The sequence below is a fragment of the Achromobacter sp. ISS7 genome, assembly GCF_056523125.1.
Genome location: NZ_JAWRZD010000001.1, coordinates 5,086,993 through 5,104,727, shown reverse-complemented (window position 1 = coordinate 5,104,727; position 17,735 = coordinate 5,086,993). Strand labels below are relative to the sequence as shown.

The following is a 17,735-nucleotide window of genomic DNA, read 5'->3' as shown; positions in this document are numbered from 1 at the left end:
CTTTTTTTCCTTCCGGCCACCGCAAATGCGCGGTGACCCTCGCCGCATCGCGGCGAAGCCCCCTATCTCATACACGCGCAGACACCATGAAATTCGTAGACGAAGCCACCATTGAAGTCGTCGCCGGCAAAGGCGGCAATGGCGTGGCGAGCTTTCGCCGCGAAAAATTCATCCCCAAGGGCGGCCCGGACGGCGGCGACGGCGGACGCGGCGGCACCATCTTCGCGGTGGCCGATCGCAACATCAACACGCTGATCGACTTCCGCTACGCGCGCCTGCACCGCGCCAAGAACGGCGAAAACGGCCGCGGCTCGGACCAGTACGGCGCCGCCGCCCCGGACATCACGCTGCGCGTGCCCGTCGGCACCATCATCCATGACGCCGACACCGGCGAAGTCCTGTTCGACCTGAACCGCCACGAGCAGAAAGTCGTGCTGGCCGCTGGCGGCCAGGGCGGCATGGGCAACATGCACTTCAAGTCCAGCGTCAACCGCGCCCCGCGCCAGTGGACGCCCGGCAAGGAAGGCGAACACCGCTACCTGCGCATGGAACTGAAGGTGCTGGCCGACGTCGGCTTGCTGGGCCTGCCCAACGCCGGCAAGTCCACGCTGATCACCCGCATCTCCAACGCCAAGCCGAAGATCGCCGACTACCCGTTCACGACGCTGCACCCGAACCTGGGCGTGGTGCGCACCTCGCCGTCGCGCAGCTTCGTCGTGGCCGACATTCCCGGCCTGATCGAAGGCGCCTCGGAAGGCGCCGGCCTGGGCCACCTGTTCCTGCGCCACCTGGCGCGCACCCGCGTGCTGCTGCACCTGGTGGACGTGTCCACCCCCGATCCCGACGCGGATCCCGTGGAACAAGCCGTGGTCGATGCCCGCGCCATCGTCGAGGAACTGCGCCGCTACGACCCCGAGCTGGCCGCCAAGCCGCGCTGGCTGGTGCTGAACAAGCTGGACATGGTGACCGATCCCGAGGACACCAAGCGCCGCTTCATCGAGCTGTACGACTGGAAGGGCCCGGTGTTCGGTATCTCGGGCCTGTCGGGCGACGGCACCCAGGACCTGATCTACGCGCTGCAGGACTACCTCGACGCCGAACGCGAAAAGGAACAGCTGGCGCAGGACCAGGCCGACGGCACCTACGTCGCCGAAGACCCGCGCTTCGACGACACCCGCACCGACGCCGACAAGAAGCCGGCCGCGCCGCGTGGCGACGAATAAGCCATAATCGCAATCTCGTTCGATTACGCCTTTTTCGCGCCGCAGCCCGCCGCCATCATGTCTGCCGAATCACCCGCCGTTTCCGTCGTCACCAACGCCCAGCGCCTTGTCGCCAAGGTGGGCTCGTCGCTGGTCACCAATGAAGGCCGCGGCCTGGATCGCGCCGCCGTGGCGCACTGGGCCGCCCAGATCGCCGCGCTGCACAAGCAGGGCAAGCAGGTCGTGCTGGTCTCCAGCGGCGCCATCGCCGAAGGCATGGCCCGCCTGGGCTGGCGCAAGCGCCCGTCGGTGATGCACGAACTGCAAGCCGCCGCGGCCGTGGGCCAGATGGGCCTGTGCCAGGCCTACGAAGCGGCCTTCGCCGAATACGGCCTGCGCACCGCGCAGATCCTGCTGACCCACGAAGACCTGGCCGACCGCCACCGCTACCTGAATGCGCGCAGCACGCTGTTCGCGCTGCTGCGCCTGGGCGTGGTGCCGATCGTCAACGAAAACGACACGGTGGTCACCGACGAGATCCGGCTGGGCGACAACGACACACTGGGCGCGCTGGTCACCAACCTGATCGAAGCCGACACGCTCATCATCCTGACCGACCAGCGCGGCCTGTACGACTCCGATCCCCGCAAGAATCCCGACGCCAAGTTCATGGCGCACGCCCAGGCCGGCGATCCGGCGCTGGAAGCCATGGCTGGCGGCGCCGGCAGCGGCATCGGCACCGGCGGCATGCTGACCAAGGTGCTGGCGGCCAAGCGCGCCGCGCACAGCGGCGCACACACCGTGATCGCCTCGGGCCGCGAACGCAACGTGCTGACGCGCCTGGCGCAGGGCGAATGCATCGGCAGCGAATTGCGCGCCGTGCTGCCGGTCTGGTCGGCTCGCAAGCAATGGCTGGCCGACCACCTGCGCCTGCGTGGCCGCGTGGTGCTGGACGACGGCGCCGTGCAGGCGCTGCTGCGCGAAGGCAAGAGCCTGCTGCCGATCGGCGTGGTGGACGTGGAAGGCGAATTCGGCCGCGGCGACGTGGTCGCCTGCGTCGACGGCCAGGGCCGCGAATGCGCGCGCGGGCTGATCAATTATTCATCGGTGGATACGCGCCGCATCCTGCGCCAGCCGTCATCGCAGATCGCCCGCATCCTCGGCAGCATGACCGACCCCGAACTGATGCATCGCGACAACCTGGTCGTGCTCTGACGGACACCGCCGGCTGACAATCAAGAAGGCGCCCGCAGGGGCGCCTTTTTTTTGGCTGGGACCGCGCTTTCCCGCGACCGGAACAGCGTCATCGCAATGGCCGTTCGCACCGTGCCCCACGCCAGCCGGACCGCGCCGGCGGCAGGCCAGGCTACGGCTGTTCGGCCGGCACGCCCTGCGGCAACAGCATGTAGCCCCACCCTCGCACCGCCAGCACCGGCAGGTCGATATTGAGCCGGCGCGCCTTGGAACGCAGGCGCGATACCAGCACATCGACGCGCCGCGCGCCGTCCATGGGATCACGCGCGGCATCGGGGAAGAAGCCCTCGCGCGGCAGGCACTGGTGCGGCGCATTCAACAGGCTGACGAAAAAGGCGCGCTCCGTGTTGGTCAGGGGCAGCCGCTCACCAGCGGGCCCGGCCAGCATGCGGCCACGGCCATCGACCCGCCAGCGCGGCATGGCGTCGGCCGCGGGATGCTGGCAACGCATCAGGTTGCGCAGGACGGCGTCCCATTCGGGGATGTTCGCCTGCAGCGGCACGCACACATGGGCGCCCGCATCGAGCGCGGCAATACGGGCCGACGCGGAGTCTTCGGGCGACTGCCAGACCACGGCGCAACCCGGCGCGGCGCGACGCAGCGCGGCAATCAGCTGCGGCAGGTCGTCGACGGTGCCGCGTAGCACGACGGCATCGGCGGGCTCATTGCGCAGACGCGCCAACAGCCCTTCGGGCGATCGGCACAGACCGACCTCCCACTGAAATTGACGTAAGGTATGCACGAACTTGTTGCATGCCATTCCACCAAGTTGCACGACGAGGACGTAACCTCTTTCCTGCATGTGAGCGCCTCTTCGAACTTATCACTTAAGTAATATTTATATCCACCAAAGTGCCTACGGCGCAAGCTTCAATCGACGCGTGAAGACTTTTTCAGACCGACTGAAGCACGCCCGTCTTTTGCGTGGCCACACGCAGAAAACCTTGGCGCGCCTGACCCGCCTGTCGCAGAGCGCGATCGGCAGCTACGAGAGCGGGCTGCGGCATTCGAGCCGTTCCCTGCGCAAACTGGCGCAGGTGTTGAAGGTGGAACTCGAGTGGCTGGAGACCGGCAAGGGTCCCATGGAACTGCCCATGGAGAGCTACGACCTGAGCGATACGCTGCCGGCGACCGGCGTCTCGGAGCCCCTGCCCCGCGCCATCGCGCGGCGCGGGCGGCCGTTGGCGCCGTGGCCCTACGCCACGATCTCGCCCGCGATGCTCGACACGCTCACGGCCGAGGATCGGGTGGCGCTGGAAGCCGTGACGCTGGCCTTCATTGAAGCCATGACGGCGCGTCGCGGCGTCAAGCCACGCGGCCGCAAGGGCTGAGAAAACGCCCGAAGCAGGACAAAAAAAACCCGGCAGCGCCGGGTTTTTTTGTGCCTGGAAAGATCAGGGCTTGGCGGGAGCCGGGGCCGGCGCGGCGCCGGCAGCGGGCGCGCTTTCGCCACGGATCTTGGCGGCGATGTCGGAAGCGGCTTGCGCCGACGGCACGCCGAAGGCCAGCACGCCACGGTTCAGCGGTTCGCCGATGCGCGGCGCGGCGATCAGTTCACGATCGATCACCAGCGCCAGCATGTTGCCGACGTTCTGGGTGCTGATCTCGGTCAGCTTGCGCGTGCCGGCTTCCGAGAAACGCAGACCGACGAAATTGGCGCCTTGGCGATCGACCAGGGCGGCGGCTTCGGTCAGATCGGCGCGCGTCAGCACAGGCTGCTGCTGCATGTAGAGCTTGCCGTCGGGCAGGGCGACTTCGACCAGGCCAGGAGCGGACTGGGTCTGGGCCACGTAGAACTCGACCACCGAGGCGGTGGCGGGCTGCTGCTGCCCGGACGATTGCTGTTGGCCGGCCGCATCGGGCGTGGCGGCGGCGCCGGATTTGGTCGGGGCGGTCTTGCAACCCGCAAGCGCAAGGGTCATGACCACCAGGGCGGGTGCCAGTTTGCGTAGGGTAAGTTGCATGCTCGTTTCCTTCTTGAGTGGACTGAGCCGGGGGGCTGACCGCCGGCTGACGGAAAAAGTGTACAGAACCTATATGGCACTGTCTCCGCAGACTGATTCCAAATGTAAAGCGGTACTACGAGCATCCGCAACCGATCGGGGATCACGCTGCCGCAGCGCAGCATCGGCCGTCATTCGCGCCGGGGCCGGGCAGGCTCTATACTTCGCTTTCGCGCAGGGGTACTCGTCGCGCCGAATCGGCCCGACGTGTTGAGAGAGTCCCTTCGTACCAGTACGGATAATGCCGATGCTGGGAGCCGTATTCCCGCCATGCCCGCATGGCGGGAGTCCATTCCCGATCGGCTCCAAACCATTCGCTTGGAGCTTTCCATGAACGCCAATCCCAAATTCCTGGCCGCCACCGCCGAAGTCGACGCGGCCGCGGTCGCCCCGTTGCCCAAATCTCGCCGGGTCTACGAGGTCGGTTCCCGTCCCGACATCCGCGTCCCGTTCCGCGAGATCGAACAGGACGACACGCCCACCATGTTCGGTGGCGAAAAGAACCCGCCGCTGACCGTCTACGATTGCAGCGGCCCCTACACCGACCCCGATGCCAGGATCGACATCCGCCGCGGCCTGCCGGAAGTGCGCCGCGCCTGGATCGACGAGCGCGGCGACACGGAAGTGCTGTCGGGTCCGACCAGCGATTACGGCAAGGAACGCCTGACCGATCCCAAGCTGACGGCCATGCGCTTCGACCTGCAACGCCCGCCGCGCCGCGCCGTGGCCGGCGCCAACGTCTCGCAGATGCACTACGCGCGCCGCGGCATCATCACGCCCGAAATGGAATACGTGGCGATCCGCGAAAGCCTGCGCCGCGAGCACTACCTGCAGACGCTGCGCGACAGCGGTCCGGACGGCGAGAAGATGGTCAAGCGCCTGCTGCGCCAGCACCCGGGCCAATCGTTCGGCGCCGCCATCCCGGCCGCCATCACGCCGGAATTCGTGCGCGACGAGATCGCCCGCGGCCGCGCCATCATCCCCGCCAACATCAACCACCCGGAAGTCGAGCCGATGGCGATCGGCCGCAATTTCCTGGTCAAGATCAACGCCAACATCGGCAACTCGGCCGTCAGTTCGGGCATCGGCGAGGAAGTCGAGAAGATGACCTGGGCGATCCGCTGGGGCGGCGACACGGTCATGGACCTGTCGACGGGCAAGCACATCCACGAAACGCGTGAATGGATCATCCGCAATTCGCCGGTGCCGATCGGCACGGTGCCGATCTACCAGGCGCTGGAGAAGGTCGACGGCAAGGCCGAGGAACTGACCTGGGAGATCTTCCGCGACACGCTGATCGAGCAGGCCGAACAGGGCGTGGACTACTTCACGATCCACGCCGGCGTGCGCCTGCCGTTCATTCCGATGACGGCGGACCGCATGACGGGCATCGTCTCGCGCGGCGGCTCGATCATGGCCAAGTGGTGTCTGGCGCATCACAAGGAGAGCTTCCTGTACGAGCGCTTCGAGGAAATCTGCGAAATCATGAAGGCCTACGACGTCAGCTTCTCGCTGGGCGACGGCCTGCGCCCGGGCTCGGGCTACGACGCCAACGACGAAGCCCAGTTCGCCGAACTGAAGACGCTGGGCGAACTGACGCAGGTGGCCTGGAAGCACGATGTGCAGGTGATGATCGAAGGCCCCGGCCACGTGCCGATGCAGATGATCAAGGAAAACATGGAGTTGCAGCTGGAACACTGCCACGAGGCGCCGTTCTACACGCTGGGCCCCCTGACGACCGACATCGCGCCGGGCTACGACCACATCACCTCGGGCATCGGCGCGGCGCTGATCGGCTGGTACGGCACGGCGATGCTCTGTTACGTGACGCCCAAGGAGCACCTGGGGCTGCCGAACAAGAAGGACGTGAAGGACGGCATCATCACGTACAAGATCGCGGCGCACGCGGCGGACCTGGCCAAGGGCCATCCGGGCGCGGCGATCCGCGACAACGCGCTCTCGAAGGCGCGTTTCGAGTTCCGCTGGGACGACCAGTTCAATCTGGGCCTGGATCCGGACACGGCGAAGGAGTTCCACGACGAGACGCTGCCGAAGGACTCGATGAAGGTGGCGCACTTCTGCTCGATGTGCGGCCCGCATTTCTGCAGCATGAAGATCACGCAGGACGTGCGCGATTACGCGGCGTCGCAAGGCGTGAGCGAAAAAGACGCCCTCCAAAAAGGCATGCAGGAGAAGTCGATCGAGTTCGTGAAGAAGGGAGCCGAGGTTTATCACCGGCAGTGATCTTCTGAACGGATTTCGCCTTTGCCAGGCGGGTCGCTGATGGCGGCTGTTTGGTGGACTTGGGGCGGTATGAAAGGCCTGGATGCGTTGCTCCAGGCCTTTTTTGTTATTCGTGGTGTTTTTTTGCGGAGTTGGTCTGATCTTGGGTTGCGAGGGGTCGGTTCTTGGGCCGCCCGATGCGGCGGCCCTCGGGGGGAGGCGGGGCTACGATTGCGGTCCGGAGCGAACGCTCCGGACCGCAATCGTGGGCGCCCGCCATCGGGTCCGCCCGACCGAGGGGCGACCTACGAAGCAACCCCACACATCAACAAAACAAGCACCCCAAAAAACCTACAGCAACTTCCCAGGATTCATAATCCCCCTAGGATCCAAAACCCGCTTGATCTCCCGCATCAACCGCAACTCAACCGCATCCTTGCTATGCAGGAAATGCTCCCGCTTGAGCTGCCCGATCCCATGCTCCGCGCTGATGCTGCCCTCGTAGCGGTTGACCTCGTCCAGGACCGCGTCGGTGATCGCGGCGCCGTGTTCGGCGACCCAGCCGCGGTCCGCGCCCGCCGGGCGCGACAGGTTGTAGTGCAGGTTGCCGTCGCCGAAGTGGCCGAAGATGAAGGGGCGGATGTCCGGGTACAGCGCGCGCACGCGCGCCTCGGCCGACACCATGAAATCGGGAATGCTCTCGATCGGTAGCGACACATCGTGCTTGAGGTGCGGGCCGTCGGCGCGCTGGGCTTCGGAGATTTCCTCGCGCAGCTTCCACAGCGCCTGCAACTGCGCCAGCGACGCGGAGACCGCGGCGTCCAGGCACAGGCCGCGTTCCAGCGCCGTGCCGATCACGTTTTCCAGCAGCGCGGTCAGGGCCGCTTCATCGGTGGTGTCGGCCAGCTCGACCAGCACATAGGCGGGGTAGCGTTGCTCGAACGGCTCCTGCACGCCGGCGGCGTGCGTCAGGACCAGGTCGAGGCAGTCTCCCGAGAAATATTCGAAGGCCTGCAGGCGGGCGCCGCATTGCTCGAACAGGATCTCGAACAATTGCAGCGCCTGGGCCGGCGATTCGACCGCGGCCAGCACCACCGAGCGCACGTCGGTGCGCGGGTACAGGCGCAGCGCCACGGCGGTGATCACGCCAAGCGTACCTTCGGAGCCGATCAGCAGCTGCTTCAGGTCGTAGCCGGTGTTGTCCTTGCGCAGGGTGCGCAGGCCGTTGAAGATCTCGCCGCTGGGCAGCACCGCTTCCAGGCCCAGCACCAGTTCGCGCGCCATGCCGTAGCGCACGACGTTGACGCCGCCGGCGTTGGTCGCGACGTTGCCGCCGATCTGGCTGGAGTCTTCGGCGGCCAGGCTCAGGGGCAGCAGGCGGCCGGCGTCCTGCGCCGCGCGGCGCAGGTTGCCGAGGATGCAGCCGGCTTCGGCGACCAGGGTGTTGGCGACGGTGTCGATGGCGCGCACCGCGTTCATGCGGTCCAGGCTCAGGACGACATTGACGGGCGCGGCATCGGGCGTGGCGCCGCCGCACAGGCCGGTGTTGCCGCCGCGCGGCACCACCGGCACGCCGGCCTCGTTGCAGAGCGCCAGGCAGGTGGCGACCTCGGCGGTGGTGCGCGGACGGACCACCGCCTGCGCGTGGCCGTTGTACAGGCCGCGCCAGTCGGACAGCCAGGGCGCGATGTCCTCGCTGGCGGTGAAGACGGTGTCGGGGCCGAGGGCCTGGACCAGGCGCTGGGCGATGTCGGTTGTGCTCATGATGTCTGCCTGGAGGCGGGAAAGAGGGAATCGAGGCGCAGGCGGCTGGCCGCCTGCCGCAGGTGGCGTTCGGCCATCAGGCGCGCGCGCGGCGCATCGCGGTCGCGGATGGCCTCGAACACGGCGACGTGTTCGTGGTGCACGGCGTCCGTCATGCCCGCCAGCTGGCGGCTGTTGGCGCGCGCGGTGCTGACGGCCAGGCGCAATTGCAGGTTCAGGTACTGCAGCAGGTCCTGGTAGAACGGGTTGTGGGTCGCGGCCGCGATCGCCAGGTGGAAGGCGATGTCGTGCTCGACCCCGTGTTCGGGATGGTGCTGGTGATGTTCCAGGTCGGCCAGGGCGCGGGCCATGGCCTCCAGGTCGGCGGCGTTGCGGCGCTCGGCCGCGAGGGCGGCGGCGCCGCCTTCCAGTTCCATGCGCAATTCGTAGACGCTGGCCAGCTGCTCGCGGCTGACGGCGATGTCGGCGGGCACCTGGAAGCCCTGCGCGCCGGTGCGCGCCAGCACCACGCTGCCCGATCCCTGGCGGCTCTGCACCAGGCCCTGCGCGCGCAGACGCTCGGTGACCTCACGGATGACCGCGGCGCTGACGCCGTACTGCTCGGCCAGGATGCGGCCGGACGGCAGCTTGCCGCCCACGGGGTAGACGCCATGGGCGATGTCGTCCGCGATCTGGCGGGCGACCTGTTCGGTCAGGGTGAGGCTCTTGGTCAGCATAGCCACGCAGTATAGCGCGGACTTTTCAGGTTATCTGATAACTTTGGAGTGAAGTGAAGGAAATCCGCGATGCCGCGCACCCTCGGCTTGAGGCTTGAGGCTTGAGGCGTCAGGCCGTCGCGGCGGCGTCCCCGGTCTCCCGGACCACTTCCAGGTCTGGCGCCCCGGCGACCGCGCAGCGGCTACCGCCCTGCGCCTTGGCGCGGTACAGCGCCGCGTCGGCCGAATCCAGCACCGACTGGGCCTTGCGGTCGGCGCCGGAAATGATCGAGATGCCGATCGACAATCCCACGCTGACCCGCGTGCCATCGGCCAGCGTGATCGGCTGGATGGCGTCGCGCAGCAGGTGGTTGCCCAGGCGCAGCGCGGCGGTGGCGTCGATGCCGGTGGCCAGCACGATGAATTCGTCGCCGCCTATGCGGGCCGCGACGTCGTCCACCCGCAGCATGGCCCGCATGCGCTGGGCGATGGTCTTGAGCACGTGGTCGCCGGCGGCATGGCCGTGGGTGTCGTTGATGATCTTGAAGTCGTCCATGTCCATGTAGAACAGCGCGGCGGCGCTGTCCTGCCCGCGGGCGCTGGCGCAGATGCGTTCGAGCGCGGCTTCCAGCCCGGCGCGGTTGGCCAGGCCGGTCAGCGCGTCCTGGCTGGCGCGGCGTTCGTTCTCGCGCTCGGCCAGCATGGTGGACACCAGGATGCGCCGCAGCCGCTGCGAGGCGATGCTCATGCTGACCAGGTAGAACGGGATCTGGATGAAGACGATGGCGGTGACGTATTCGCCGGCGAACAGCGCGCCCAGGCACATCGGCCCCAGGCTCAGGAAGATCATCGCGGCCACCAGCCGCGGCGCGCCATAGTTGCGAAAGCAGATGCCGCCGGCCATGGCGCCGCAGGACACGCCGGCTAGCGTGGCCGCCAGCCAGTCATGGTTGAGGAAGGTGACGAAGACGCCGTAGCCGACGCTGAACGCCCACAGCAGCGCCAGCACGATGTAGATGTCGGTATGGGTGTTGCCGCCGCGGGTGGCGTTGCGCAAGGCCGAGCGCAGGATGGTGACCCGCACCACCGCCAGCACGATCTCCAGCACCAGCCAGGAGATATAGAGCGGCTCGGGACGGCGCCAGGCGACCACGCCCGAGATCATGAGGGTATTGATGACGCCGCCCGCGAAGATGGGCAGCGTGCCGAACAGGCTGGCAATCAACGCGGCGCGGATGTCCGCTGGCGTGTCCTGCCCGGAATCCGTCAACCATCGGGTCAGCCGCCACTTGGGCAGGCTGAAGCTCAATCCTGTTTCCACTCCGATACGTCCAAAGCTGCCCTGCCCTGAAAGGAGGGCTGGCTGGCGTTATAGCAGGTATTTCAAACCTTTAATATTGTTCGCACGGATCATGACATGCAGATTTTACGGGGACAGAATATCCACCGGGCGGACAGATCAATGCCCGCGGGTCCCGCAAACCGCGCACTCGGGATCGCGCTGCACATTGACGCTGCGCCACTGCATGGTGCGCACGTCGAGCCACAGCAGGCGTCCCGACAGGCTCTCGCCCACGCCCGAAAGCAGCTTGAGCGCCTCGGCCGCCTGCATGCTGCCGATGATGCCGACCACCGGCGCGAACACGCCCATGGTGGCGCAATTGGCCTCTTCGACGTCGTCCGCCTCGGGAAACAGGCAGTGGTAGCAAGGCGCCTCGGGGTCGCGCAGGTCGTAGACGCTGACCTGGCCGTCGAAGCGGATGGCCGCGCCCGACACCAGCGGCTTGCGATGCTGCACACAGGCGCGGTTGATGGCGTGGCGGGTGGTGAAGTTGTCGGTGCAGTCCAGCACCAGGTCGGCCTGCGCCACGGCGTCGGACAGCGCCTGGCCCTGCAGCCGCTCGACGCGGGCATGCACGCGGGTCTGGGGATTGAAAGCGGCCAACATGTCGCGGCCGGACTCGGCCTTGGGCCGGCCCACGCTCGCGGTGGTGTGGAGGATCTGGCGCTGCAGGTTGCTGAGCTCGACGACGTCGTCATCGGCCAGCGTGATCTCGCCGACGCCGGCGGTGGCCAGGTAGAGCGCGGCGGGCGAACCCAGTCCACCCGCCCCTACGATAAGCACACGCGCCGCCAGCAGTCTTTCCTGCCCTTCGATACCCAGCTCGTCGAGCAGGATATGGCGGGCGTAGCGCAGTAGTTGCTCGTCGTTCATTTGTCCTTGCTGGGCTCGACTCCGGTCGGCGTGATCTTCATGCGCTGGGCGGTGCCGGTGCCGGGCTTGGCATCCGCCTTGGCCTGGGCGCGGGCCGAGCCCTTCTGCACCGGCTTGCCGGCCAGCAGGTTGACCGCCTGCTGCAGCTGGAAGTCATCCTTGCCGCCGAACTCGAACACCTTGGTCGGCACGTCGACGTTGTCCTGGTCCGAGTTGGACTTCACTTCGTTGGCCGTGCCCGGGTTGGACAGGTGGCGTTGCAGGTCGGCTTCGCGCGGCAGGCGGAACAGGTCGCCGTCGGCGGTGTCGGCCACGACGTAGTCGGGCTCGATGCCGGTGGCCTGGATCGAACGGCCGCTGGGCGTGAAGTAGCGCGAGGTGGTGAGCTTGACCGCGGTGGTTTCCGACAGCGGCAGGATCACCTGCACCGAGCCCTTGCCGAAGGTGCGGTTGCCCAGCACCTTGGCGCGCTTGTGGTCCTGCAGCGCGCCGGCCACGATTTCCGAGGCCGAGGCCGAACCGACGTTGACCAGCACCACCATCGGCACGGTCTTGGTCCAGGCCGGCAGGCCCGACAGGTAGTTGCTTTCGCCGCGGGCGTATTCCGACGGGGTCGCCAGGTACTTGTGGCGGGCGTCCGGGGTACGGCCGTCGGTCGACACCACCAGGGCGTCGGCCGGCAGGAACGCGCCGGACACGCCGATGGCGCTGGTCAGCAGGCCGCCCGGGTCGTTGCGCAGGTCGAGCACCAGGCCCTTGGGGGCTTCCTTGGCGCCCAGGTCCTTGAGCTGCTTGGCCAGGTCGACGCCGGTCTTTTCCTGGAACTGGGCGATGCGCACGTAGGCCACGCCGTTGTCCAGCATCTTGCTGCGCACGCTGCGCACCTTGATGATGTCGCGCACGATCTTGAGCACGATCGGCTGCGGCCGGTCGGCGCGCATGATGGTCAGCGTGATGGGCGACTTGGGCGCGCCGCGCATGAGCTTGACGGCGTCGTTCAGCGACATGCCCTTGGTGGGCGTGTCGTCGATCTTGATGATGAGGTCGCCGGCCATGACGCCCGCGCGCGCGGCGGGGGTGTCCTCGATGGGCGAGATGACCTTGACGAAGCCGTCTTCGGCGCCGACTTCGATGCCCAGGCCGCCGAACTCACCCTGCGTGGCCGTCTGCATTTCGCGGAACGCGTCGGCATCCAGGTAGGCGGAGTGCGGGTCCAGGTTCGACACCATGCCGGAAATGGCATTGTCGATCAGCGTCTTGTCGTCCACCGACTCGACGTAGTTGTTCTTGATGGCGGCGAAGACGTTGCTCAGTTGCCTGAGTTCATCCAGCGGCAAGGGGCTGCCGCGCTGGGCGACAGCCGTCACGCCCACGCTGAGCAAGACACCTGCCACCGCACCGATGGCAATCAGACCGAAACCGCGAAACTTGCGAGTGCTCATGCACACTTCCCGAATGGTTTTCGCCCTTGAGGGTTTTTGGCTTTACTGGGCCAGCCACTGGGCTGGATCCACAGGAGCGCCGCGATGGCGAATTTCAAAGTATAGGCCGGATTCCACTTGGCCGCCGGTTGCGCCTACCGTAGCAATAGTATCTCCCGCCGCGACGGAATCGCCCACCCGTTTGAGCAGACTTTGGTTGTAAGCATAGACGGTCAAATATTGCTGGCCATGATCCACAATGATGAGATTGCCAAAACCCCTCAGCCAATCGGCATAGACCACCGTTCCGGGGGCCACCACCTTGACGGGCGTGCCTTCGGCCGCGCGCAGCACCACGCCGCGCCAGACGCCGCCATCCGGGCGGTCGACGCCGAAGCGTCCCTGCACCTGGCCCCGCACCGGCGCGGCCAGGCCATGGCGCAGGCCGTTGCCGCCGCCCACCGGGGCGGCGCGCGGGGTCTGCTGGGTCGACGCACTACGGGTTGGAGCGGCTTCCTCCTCGACAGGTTCCGCCTTTTTGGGGGGATCCGCGGGTTTTGTCGCGGGCGGCGTCTCGGCCGGGCCGGTCAGGCGCGGATGGCGCGTGTCGGCCGGGCGCAGGCCGGCGGCGTCCGGGTCGGCCACGACGACCGGGCCGCGGCCCTGGCGTGAGGCGGCCTCGACCTGTTCGCGTGCCTCGGCGGCCTCGCGGGCCTCGCGCGCGTTGCGGTCACGGCGGGCGTTGTCGGCCGTGGCCTTGTCGGCGGCCGCCTTGCGGTCGGCCTCGGCTTTCTTGCGGGCTTCCTCGGCGCGGCGATCGGCTTCGGCCTTCTTGCGCGCCTCTTCGGCGCGCCGGGCTTCCTCGGCCTTGCGCGCTTCCTCGGCGCGGCGTCGCGCCTCTTCGGCCTTGCGGGCCTCTTCGGCCTGCTTGACGATGGCCGCGTCCAGGTCGGTGATCAGGCGCGACAGGCGCTGGTCGTCGCGCCCCAGCTTGTTGGCCTCGGCGCGCTGGGCGGCGATCTGGCCTTCCAGCTGCGCCAGCAGGGTGCCGCGCTCTTTCTGCTGGGCGACCAGGGCGGTCTTCTGCTCGGAGGTTTCGGCCACCAGCTTCTCGATTTCGGCGCGACGGGCGTCGGCGCGGCCCTGCAGGGCCGCCAGGCGGTCGATATCGGCGCGCAGCGCCTCGACGGCGCGGGCGCGGGCCTGGGACACGTAATCGAGGTAGCCCAGGTTGCGGCCCAGCACCTGGGGATCATCGCCCGACAGCAGCGCGGTCCAGGGCGACAGGCCGCTGGTGTATTGCGTGCGCAACTGGTCGGCCAGTTCAACCCGGCGCTTGGCCAGCACGGCCTGCTGGGCCGTGATCTGCTTTTCCAGGCCGGACAGGTCGGTGCTTGCCTGGCGGCTGGACTCGGCCAGCTCCTTCAGGCGCAGGTTGATCCTGGAAATCGCCGATTCCGATTGCTTCAGGGCATCGGCGGCTTCCTTGCGGGCGGCTTCGCGCGTATCGATGTCCTTTTGCAGGTTCTCGATACGGTCGCGCAGCTGCGCCTGCTGCTTCTCGGCTTCGGACTGGCGGCCGGCGAGATCGTTGGGCGCGGCGCCCGCCGGCAGCACCCCGCCGGCCAGCATGACCGCCAACAACCACCCCGCCATGCGCACCATGGATATCAGTCCTTCTTAGCCTTGCCTTGAGCCGCGACCGCGGCCATGGCCGCCTCGATCTCGGCGGCATCGCCGAGATAATAGTGGCGGATCGGACGCAGGTCATCATCCAATTCATACACCAGCGGCTGGCCGGTGGGGATGTTCAGGTTGACGATATCGTCGTCCGAGACGTTGTCCAGGTGCTTGATGAGGGCGCGCAGGCTGTTGCCGTGGGCGGCGATCAGCACCTTGCGGCCGGCGCGGATGGCCGGGGCGATGGATTCGTTCCAGAACGGCAGCACGCGCGCCACGGTGTCCTTCAGGCACTCGGTGGCCGGCAGCTGGTCGGCCGGGATCTTGGCGTAGCGGCTGTCGAAACGCGGGTGGCGCTCGTCGTCCAGCGCCAGGGGTTCCGGGGCGATGGCGTAGGCGCGGCGCCAGACCAGCACCTGCTCGTCGCCGTACTTGGCGGCGGTCTCGGCCTTGTTCAGGCCCTGCAGGGCACCGTAGTGGCGCTCGTTCAGGCGCCAGTTCACGCCCACCGGGGTGTACATGGCGTCCATGGCGTCCAGGGCGATCCACAGGGTGCGGATGGCGCGCTTGAGCACCGACGAGTAGGCCAGATCGAAGGTGTAGCCTTCTTTCTTGAGCAGTTCGCCCGCCTTGCGGGCCTGTTCACGGCCGGTTTCGGTCAGGTCGACGTCAGTCCAGCCGGTGAAGCGGTTTTCCAGATTCCACTGGCTTTCGCCGTGGCGCATGAGAACGAGTTTGTGCATGGTTTGGCAGGCGTGTAACGCGGGTTAAAGTTGCGGAATGCGCTCATTTTATAATTGAGCGATTTTGCCCTTGATTTTGCCCCGGCGCACCCGTGAATTTCGCGGCGCGGCGCTTCAGGGTTCGCCCTTACCAGGCTAGACGCCGCACTTCAGGATGCCCCGTGGACCTTCTGCAATTCTTGCTCGATAAAAACAACATCTTCATTGTCGCCGTAACCGTCGTTTCCGGCGTCATGCTGGCCATTCCCGCCCTGCGCAAGGGCCGCACCGGCTCGGCCGTCAGCACCACGGAAGCCATCCAGATGGTCAACCAGCGCCAGGCCGTGTGGGTCGACGTGCGCCCCGCCGAGCAGTTCCAGGCCGGCCACATCGCCCAGGCCCGCAGCGTCCCGGCCGCCGATCTGGAACAGAAGGCCGCCTCACTGCCCAAGAACAAGCCGCTGGTCGTGGTTTGCGACAATGGACGTGATTCCGCCCGCGCCGCCGCCAAGCTGCGCGCGCAGGGCTTCGCCGACGTGGTGCCGCTCGACGGCGGCATGCGCGCCTGGCTGGCCGCCAGCCTGCCGGTCACCCAGAAGGGTTGAACGCGGGCGACGCGCCCCCATCTTATCGACAGAATCCGCCTGGAGCGCCTATGAATAAAGTTGTCATGTACAGCAAGGACTATTGTCCCTATTGCGCCCGCGCCAAGGCGCTGCTGGAGCAGCGCGGCGTGACCGACCTGGAGATCATCCAGATCGACCGCGAACCCGGCCAGCGCGATCGCATGATCGAACGCACCGGCCGGCGCACCGTACCGCAGATCTTCATCGGCGATACCCACGTCGGCGGTTGCGACGACCTGATGGCGCTGGACCGCTCGGGCGGCCTGACCCCATTGCTCAACGGCTAACGCCCCTTTTTGCCCCTCCCACCAACGGAAACACTCATGGCTGATCAAGACCAAAACACCCAGCAAGAAGGCGGCAACGACGCGCCCTCGTTCAATCTGCAACGCGTCTACCTGAAAGACCTTTCGCTGGAAATGCCGAACGCGCCCCACGTCTTCCTGGAGCAAGAAGCGCCCCAGGTTGAAGTGAGCATCACCGTGGGCGGCCAGCGCCTGGCCGAAACCGTGTTCGAGACCACGGTCACCGTCACCGTCACCACCCGCATCAACGACAAGGTCGTGTACCTGGTCGAGGGCACCCAGGCCGGCATCTTCGAAGCCGCCAATATCCCCGAAGAGCAGCTCGATCCGCTGCTGGGCATTGTCTGCCCGACGATGCTGTACCCGTACCTGCGCGCCAACATCGCCGACGCGATCACCCGCACCTCGATGCCGCCGCTGCACCTGACCGAAGTCAACTTCCAGGCCCTGTACGAACAACGCCTGGCGGAACTGCAACAGCAGCAAAGCAACGCCAACGGCAATGGCAGCGACTCGGGCATCATCCTGCCCGCCAGCGCCACCCGCCAATAAGGCAAACCGCGGCGCCCCATGAACCAGCCCACTCCGCCCAGCCTACGCGTCGCCGTCCTGGGCGCGGGCAGCTGGGGCACCGCGCTGGCGGCGGCCGCGAGCCGCCGCCACCCCACCGTACTCTGGGCGCGCGATCCGGCGCAGGCCGCCGACATGGCCGCCCGCCACGAAAACGCGCGCTACCTGCCTGACATCGCCCTGCCCCAGGCACTGACGATTGCCTCCGATCTCGACGCCACGCTGCGCAGCCTGCAACAGGACGGCGCGACGGGGCTGATCATCCTGGGCGTTCCGGTGGCCGGCCTGGCCGCCACCTGCGCCGAGCTCTCGCGCCGCCTGCCCGCCCTGGGCCTGCAAGACACCCCTATCGTCTGGACCTGCAAAGGCTTTGAAGCCGACACCGCCAGGCTGCCCCACGAAATCGTGCGCGAGGCCATGCCCGGCGCCGTCGGCGGCGTCCTGTCGGGTCCGTCGTTCGCCCGCGAAGTCGCCCAGGGCCTGCCCGTGGCGCTGACCGTCGCCAGTGAAAACGCCGCCCTGCGCGCCGCCACCACCCAGGCCCTGCACGGCGCCGCGCTGCGCGTCTACGCCAGCGCCGACCTGGTCGGCGTGGAAATGGGCGGCGCCCTCAAGAACGTCATCGCCGTGGCCTGCGGCATCGGCGACGGCCTGGCGCTGGGCACCAATGCCCGCGCCGCCCTGATCACCCGCGGCCTGGCCGAGATGACGCGCTTCGGCGTCGCGCTGGGCGCGCAGGCCGAGACCTTCGCCGGCCTGACCGGCCTGGGCGACCTGGTCCTGACCGCCACCGGCGAACTGTCGCGCAACCGCCGCGTCGGCCTGGAAATCGGCGCCGGCCGCAAGCTGGCCGACATCCTGGCCAGCGGCATCACCGCCGAAGGCGTGCGCTGCGCGCGCGCCGCGCTGGAACGCGCCCGCGCCATCGGCGTCGAACTGCCCATCACCGAAGCCGTGTGCGCCGTGCTGTTCGACGGCGTCGCGCCCATGACGGCCGTATCCGCCCTGCTGGCGCGCGACGCCCGCGACGAACACGGCAACGCGGGCTGACAGCG

The 17,735-nt window shown here is 67.5% G+C and carries 17 protein-coding genes; 8 read left to right on the top strand and 9 right to left on the bottom strand.

Translation table 11 applies throughout. From position 1 onward, the window contains the following. Positions 1–86: 86 nt before the first annotated feature. Entirely contained in the window at positions 87–1,223 is a 1,137-nt protein-coding gene (gene obgE, locus AC1HFW_RS23185; RefSeq protein WP_061073077.1) for a GTPase ObgE, read from the top strand. A gap of 57 nt (positions 1,224–1,280) precedes the next feature. Continuing rightward, the gene (gene proB, locus AC1HFW_RS23180; RefSeq protein WP_006391741.1) at positions 1,281–2,417 is read left to right on the top strand and encodes a glutamate 5-kinase; all 1,137 of its coding nucleotides are present in this window, start codon (positions 1,281–1,283) and stop codon (positions 2,415–2,417) included. A 151-nt stretch (positions 2,418–2,568) separates the two neighbouring features. On the opposite strand, the gene AC1HFW_RS23175 is transcribed toward proB, so the two are convergent. After that, positions 2,569–3,138, bottom strand: coding sequence for a winged helix-turn-helix domain-containing protein (locus AC1HFW_RS23175; RefSeq protein ID WP_479285307.1), 570 nt, complete (start codon positions 3,136–3,138; stop codon positions 2,569–2,571). Between the two features lie 199 nt (positions 3,139–3,337). On the opposite strand from AC1HFW_RS23175, the gene AC1HFW_RS23170 reads away from it, so the two are divergent. Further along, positions 3,338–3,787: a helix-turn-helix domain-containing protein gene (locus AC1HFW_RS23170; RefSeq protein ID WP_050813108.1), complete on the top strand. Its 450-nt coding sequence runs from the start codon at positions 3,338–3,340 to the stop codon at positions 3,785–3,787. 63 nt (positions 3,788–3,850) lie between these two features. On the opposite strand, the gene AC1HFW_RS23165 is transcribed toward AC1HFW_RS23170, so the two are convergent. Further along, on the bottom strand, positions 3,851–4,420 hold the full coding sequence (locus AC1HFW_RS23165) for a SecDF P1 head subdomain-containing protein (protein ID WP_006391744.1): 570 nt from the start codon (positions 4,418–4,420) through the stop codon (positions 3,851–3,853). A 369-nt stretch (positions 4,421–4,789) separates the two neighbouring features. Between AC1HFW_RS23165 and thiC the strand changes: the two genes are divergently transcribed. Further along, positions 4,790–6,703 (top strand): phosphomethylpyrimidine synthase ThiC, encoded by a 1,914-nt coding sequence (thiC, locus tag AC1HFW_RS23160; protein WP_006391745.1) that lies wholly within the window; start codon positions 4,790–4,792, stop codon positions 6,701–6,703. Between the two features lie 330 nt (positions 6,704–7,033). Here thiC and AC1HFW_RS23155 read toward each other — a convergent pair whose 3' ends face one another. The 7 genes from AC1HFW_RS23155 to gpmA all read right to left on the bottom strand — a co-directional run bounded on the left by AC1HFW_RS23155 (position 7,034) and on the right by gpmA (position 15,200). Further along, the gene (locus tag AC1HFW_RS23155) at positions 7,034–8,446 is read right to left on the bottom strand and encodes an FAD-binding oxidoreductase (protein WP_479285306.1); all 1,413 of its coding nucleotides are present in this window, start codon (positions 8,444–8,446) and stop codon (positions 7,034–7,036) included. Then, positions 8,443–9,162 carry a FadR/GntR family transcriptional regulator gene (locus tag AC1HFW_RS23150; protein ID WP_006391748.1) on the bottom strand — a complete coding sequence of 240 codons (720 nt, stop codon included), beginning with the start codon at positions 9,160–9,162 and terminating at the stop codon, positions 8,443–8,445. Before AC1HFW_RS23150 ends, AC1HFW_RS23155 begins: the two co-directional genes overlap by 4 nt. Positions 9,163–9,271: 109 nt before the next feature. After that, on the bottom strand, positions 9,272–10,450 hold the full coding sequence (locus AC1HFW_RS23145) for a GGDEF domain-containing protein (protein WP_479285305.1): 1,179 nt from the start codon (positions 10,448–10,450) through the stop codon (positions 9,272–9,274). Between the two features lie 150 nt (positions 10,451–10,600). Then, entirely contained in the window at positions 10,601–11,356 is a 756-nt protein-coding gene (locus AC1HFW_RS23140; RefSeq protein WP_116523070.1) for a HesA/MoeB/ThiF family protein, read from the bottom strand. After that, complete coding sequence (locus AC1HFW_RS23135; RefSeq protein WP_035359660.1) at positions 11,353–12,798, bottom strand: S41 family peptidase; 1,446 nt, start codon at positions 12,796–12,798, stop codon at positions 11,353–11,355. Before AC1HFW_RS23135 ends, AC1HFW_RS23140 begins: the two co-directional genes overlap by 4 nt. Before the next feature lie 42 nt (positions 12,799–12,840). Next, positions 12,841–14,442, bottom strand: coding sequence for a murein hydrolase activator EnvC family protein (locus AC1HFW_RS23130; protein WP_006391752.1), 1,602 nt, complete (start codon positions 14,440–14,442; stop codon positions 12,841–12,843). 5 nt (positions 14,443–14,447) lie between these two features. Next, positions 14,448–15,200, bottom strand: coding sequence for a 2,3-diphosphoglycerate-dependent phosphoglycerate mutase (gpmA, locus tag AC1HFW_RS23125; protein WP_035359662.1), 753 nt, complete (start codon positions 15,198–15,200; stop codon positions 14,448–14,450). Between the two features lie 161 nt (positions 15,201–15,361). Here gpmA and AC1HFW_RS23120 point away from each other — a divergent pair, with 161 nt between their 5' ends. The 4 genes from AC1HFW_RS23120 to AC1HFW_RS23105 are packed head-to-tail and all read left to right on the top strand — an operon-like array spanning position 15,362 to position 17,730. Continuing rightward, positions 15,362–15,784 carry a rhodanese-like domain-containing protein gene (locus AC1HFW_RS23120; RefSeq protein ID WP_006391754.1) on the top strand — a complete coding sequence of 141 codons (423 nt, stop codon included), beginning with the start codon at positions 15,362–15,364 and terminating at the stop codon, positions 15,782–15,784. 50 nt (positions 15,785–15,834) lie between these two features. After that, positions 15,835–16,092: a glutaredoxin 3 gene (gene grxC, locus AC1HFW_RS23115; protein ID WP_006391755.1), complete on the top strand. Its 258-nt coding sequence runs from the start codon at positions 15,835–15,837 to the stop codon at positions 16,090–16,092. A 36-nt stretch (positions 16,093–16,128) separates the two neighbouring features. After that, on the top strand, positions 16,129–16,662 hold the full coding sequence (gene secB / locus AC1HFW_RS23110; RefSeq protein ID WP_006391756.1) for a protein-export chaperone SecB: 534 nt from the start codon (positions 16,129–16,131) through the stop codon (positions 16,660–16,662). Positions 16,663–16,680: 18 nt separating this feature from the next. Beyond that, positions 16,681–17,730 carry an NAD(P)H-dependent glycerol-3-phosphate dehydrogenase gene (locus AC1HFW_RS23105; protein WP_479285304.1) on the top strand — a complete coding sequence of 350 codons (1,050 nt, stop codon included), beginning with the start codon at positions 16,681–16,683 and terminating at the stop codon, positions 17,728–17,730. Positions 17,731–17,735 lie beyond the last annotated feature (5 nt).